We start from the raw sequence: 3,927 nt of genomic DNA on the forward strand, positions 1-3,927 counted from the left end.
CAGAACTAAACTGGGTTGCTCATCGTTGCTCGAACTGTGAAACGATCAACTACATTGCTGTAAACAATGGGTCCGTGATTGAGGGATACCCAGTTCATGGCGTCGTTCCAACGTTGGCCGAAACCCAGCATATTGTGATTCGCGGACTTTCTGTAAAATGCGCCCCCGATGGAATGCGGATTAGCAACCTTAACCTTTCGTGGTATATTGATGCTGGCGATGCAACGGCGTTTTCCGCCTCGCCCAAACAACATGGCGGATAACCATCGCATGCACCGGAGCCGGGCTTGCGGGCGTTTTCTGATGGTTAACTTTTCCCTCCCGGCCCGGTGATGCGGGACGTTATCCGACTGAATCACAAATGACTGCCGACTCCAAGACATGGCGATTGATCCTCACTGAATCTGCGATTGCATTTGCACTCTTTGTTGCTGCGGCCTACGCTGCCGGGCACCTCCAAGAAATGCTCACACCGAACATCCTCGGTGCGTACATCTTTTGGTTCGCATTTTCGATGACGCCATTCTTCTTGTTTGGACGATCTCGCGGCGTATTTCGATTCGATCGCTGGGACGCAATCGCTTCTTGCCCAATTCTCATTATGATCGCAATCGTCGCGTCCGTTTCATTCCATTTTCGTCACGTGCATCCGATCTGGATGTGTTTAGTCCCCGTATCCGCCGTGCTGTTCGGCCCGATATTCAACTTCACTCGATCACGTTTGCCGTCTGTGGCAAGTTGATTGCCGCCCGCTGACCCTGCAAATCGCGGATAACCATGGGTTGCACCGGAGCCGGGCTTGCATGCGTTTCCTGATGGTTAACTTTTCTCTCCCGGCCCGGTGAACCCGGACGTTATCCGACTTAAAACCTCATGCTGATCAACTGAATGGACGCCAAAAAACTCGCCGCAATCTTTCGTCAACTGGGCGCATCCGATCCAGATAGCTGGGCCTCATCTGAGGCGAATGAAAACATACCGCAACTTGCGCGTTACATGTTTCTCAAAGGCGCATGGGATCGCATCGCTTCCGATGACGAGCTTTCGTGGATCGACAACGTAATCGCAAACGTCCCTCCCGAATCAAACGATCCTTACGCTGGTGCGGCTCACTCGATACGCCGAATGATTGCCGCTGGTGTATCCCGAACTGACATTGCAACCCTTGTTCGCAACAGCCAGGCTGAATTCCTGTTTGATATTTGCTACATGATGGCTGATCCTGGATCTGTTTCCGGCAACGCCGATCTTGTAAACTGGACGCTTGTCGAATGCGATGCTGCTGGCAACCTGGGACGATCAATCAACGGGCTTCACGAAAGCGTACTCGAAACTGACCCGACGGGGCGCGAAGTGCGCCCGAAGAAAGACGCCGGATAACCAAGCGATGCACCGGATCCGGGCTTGCGAGTTTTAACAAATGGAACATCAACCGTCCCGGCCCGGTGATGGCGGACGTTATCCGACTGAAATCGAGAATCTAATGGAGTTGGACACCGTCGAGTTTGTCATGACTGTTGAAGAGCGGTTCGCTACCTCCATCCCTGATGCAGATGCTGAACGCATCCAGACAGTCGGTGATCTTTGCGACTGCCTTGCAAAGCGTGTACGACTTTTTCGAGATTCGTCTTGCCCAACGGCTACATCGTTCTATCGACTGCGCCGAATCCTGAACCAATATCAATCCAGCGACGAAACGCTACGCCCGAGCGATTCCGTAGCGCATGTGCTTCCGCCTGAGCGTCGGGCATCTGCTTGGAGTGAGATTCGCGACGAGTTTGGCACCGCTCCTCCATCGCTACGATGGCATCCCATGCTTACTGGTGCATTCTGCGTTTTTGTGTTGCTCGTCACTGCAGTCCACGTTGTTCTGTTCGTCTCGTTTGTCGAGTCTCTAGCGAGTGTTCTCGCAATTGGCTTCAGTGCTTCGTTCTCATGCCTCGCTGGCTACGCTATCGCTGCTCGGTGTGCTCGCGTGATCCCTCAATCCGTGTCAACGATTGGTGAACTCGCACAGGCAATGGCGTCGCAGGCTCGCATTCACGTCACCGAGACGATTGACGACATCGACGACTGGATTTACAAAGAACTCGTTGATTGTGTTTGCTTGTGCTCCGACGCGAAGCCGGATTTGGTTTCGCGGGATACACATTTTGTTCGAGATCTCTATTGACTCCAAAGAAAGGATAACCAAAGGATGCACCGGAGTGGGGCTTGCGGCTGCTTTCTGATGGTTACCTTTTCCGTCCCCACCCGGTGATCCTAGACGTTATCCGACTGACCCGCGGACACTTGCTGGCCGCCTCGCGCCCTGCGGGGCACTCTCGTCCGTTGCCCCACGATCGCTGCCCTTGGCTCACGGAAGCTCCGAATGCGAAACCTTACTGACCGTCGTTTGATCTGGCTCAAGGGTGGACTGTTCGTTCTGATCGGCCTGATTTCCTCAGGACTGCTGATTGCGCAACTGCCAGATTTTCGATATGCGCTGGTACTCGCGATCGCGATCTGGGCGTTCTGCCGCGCGTACTATTTCGCCTTCTACGTAATTCAACACTACGTCGATCCCAGCTATCGGTTTGCCGGACTGCTGCACTTCGCAAGATACGCTATACTGGGAACTCCGCCGGATGGCCCATAATTGGGTGTCACCCGCGTGGACGAAGCCCAGACTGGCGGCGTCCCGCCGATGTTTCCTGCTCGCGCAGGTCACGCTCGTTTCACACCGATGTATTCCACTGCCTGCTCTCATTCTTGCGCCTCGTGCTTGTCGCTGGTTTTCATCGTATTCCATGCCGACGGATAACCAAAGGATGCACCGGAGTGGGGCTTGCGGGTGTTTTCTGATGGTTACTTTTTCCGTCCCCACCCGGTGATCCTAGACGTTATCCGACTGAGAAGCTGACCGATCGCACAGCCCGCACCTCAGACGCAATTCCGCATTCAGCACTTGCTGACCGCCACGCTTGCGATCGCGGTCGTATTTTCGTTTGCTCGCTTGGCGGGTTTTCCCGGCGTCGCTGTAACCCTTGGGCTGCTCTACTTTGGTGCTCCGACCGTTGCTTTCCTCGTTTCACGCTACGGTCGCTCGCGAGTCGTAAGGTATCGCATTGCACTTGCCGTGATGCTCTCTGCCGTGGGGATCGCTTACACAATTGCTGCTATCCTGGCCTCTCCCGCCACCGCGTTTGGTATACTCCCTGGCTCGTTCTTTGGCTGGTTGCCGCAAGTAGGTGCAATCTATGCGATCCAAGCCGTCTGGAAGTCGGGACTTCGATCCGCCGGCGTTGATCCTGACGCCGAAAACTGCCTCCCGGATGACGGATAACCATGGCGTGCACACGGAGCGGGGCTTGCGGCCGAATTTGAAATGGACAACTTTACTCTTCCCGCCCGGTGACGCCGGACGTTATCCGACTGAGCCGCGGACATTTGCTGCCATCCTCGCGCCCTGCGGGGCACAACCAACGCGTACAGCTTGACCGCCAATACCGCTTCGCCCCGACGCTCACTTAATACTCAAGTGCCGACTGCCCTGCGGGGCATCAACCAACGCCTGAATTTCAATGCTCGAACAACGCCGGTGTGCCGGATGCACTGCGTGGCACAACCAACGGCTGTCTTTGGACACTCGGTATACTGCTGCTCGCCGAAACTTGCTTGAACGCCCGCTCTTTGCTACGATCTACACACGGTGATGCTCACCCACGAGGACAAAGTCCGCGCCGACGAACCGCATCGCAACGGTGTTTTACGGATAACCATTGCATGCACCGGAGTGGCGGCCGCACACTTTTCTCTCTGCTTGCACGTCAAATCCCGCCACCTCGGTGATGCATACCGTTATCCGACTGAGCCGCGGACATTTGCTGCCCGCCTCGCGCCCTGCGGGGCATCTCTCATGCTCGACCAAGAACGCTCGACCAACAT

The 3,927-nt window shown here is 55.4% G+C and carries 7 protein-coding genes; all 7 read left to right on the top strand.

The window, feature by feature from the left end; translation table 11 throughout:
• Positions 1-263, top strand: a 263-nt coding sequence (locus RC85_RS27875) for a hypothetical protein (protein ID WP_238383226.1), incomplete at its 5' end; no start/stop codon positions are given.
• 98 nt (positions 264-361) lie between these two features.
• Positions 362-742: a hypothetical protein gene (locus RC85_RS25005; protein WP_068267550.1), complete on the top strand. Its 381-nt coding sequence runs from the start codon at positions 362-364 to the stop codon at positions 740-742.
• 146 nt (positions 743-888) lie between these two features.
• Positions 889-1,380, top strand: a complete 492-nt coding sequence (locus RC85_RS25010; RefSeq protein WP_068267552.1) for a hypothetical protein — start codon at positions 889-891, stop codon at positions 1,378-1,380.
• A 40-nt stretch (positions 1,381-1,420) separates the two neighbouring features.
• Positions 1,421-2,173 carry an acyl carrier protein gene (locus RC85_RS28940; RefSeq protein ID WP_068267554.1) on the top strand — a complete coding sequence of 251 codons (753 nt, stop codon included), beginning with the start codon at positions 1,421-1,423 and terminating at the stop codon, positions 2,171-2,173.
• Positions 2,174-2,371: 198 nt separating this feature from the next.
• Positions 2,372-2,638, top strand: coding sequence for a hypothetical protein (locus RC85_RS25020; RefSeq protein WP_068267558.1), 267 nt, complete (start codon positions 2,372-2,374; stop codon positions 2,636-2,638).
• Between the two features lie 309 nt (positions 2,639-2,947).
• The gene (locus tag RC85_RS25025) at positions 2,948-3,325 is read left to right on the top strand and encodes a hypothetical protein (protein ID WP_068267559.1); all 378 of its coding nucleotides are present in this window, start codon (positions 2,948-2,950) and stop codon (positions 3,323-3,325) included.
• 366 nt (positions 3,326-3,691) lie between these two features.
• On the top strand, positions 3,692-3,927 hold a 236-nt coding region (locus tag RC85_RS27880), incomplete at its 3' end, for a hypothetical protein (RefSeq protein ID WP_162273275.1).

This window comes from Rubripirellula obstinata (genome assembly GCF_001642955.1).
Lineage (GTDB): Bacteria > Planctomycetota > Planctomycetia > Pirellulales > Pirellulaceae > Rubripirellula > Rubripirellula obstinata.

Coding starts and splice junctions, on each gene's coding strand:
- RC85_RS25005 (WP_068267550.1), top strand. CDS start 362: ATGACTGCCGACTCCAAGACATGGCGATTGATCCTCACTGAATCTGCG.
- RC85_RS25010 (WP_068267552.1), top strand. CDS start 889: ATGGACGCCAAAAAACTCGCCGCAATCTTTCGTCAACTGGGCGCATCC.
- RC85_RS28940 (WP_068267554.1), top strand. CDS start 1,421: ATGGAACATCAACCGTCCCGGCCCGGTGATGGCGGACGTTATCCGACT.
- RC85_RS25020 (WP_068267558.1), top strand. CDS start 2,372: ATGCGAAACCTTACTGACCGTCGTTTGATCTGGCTCAAGGGTGGACTG.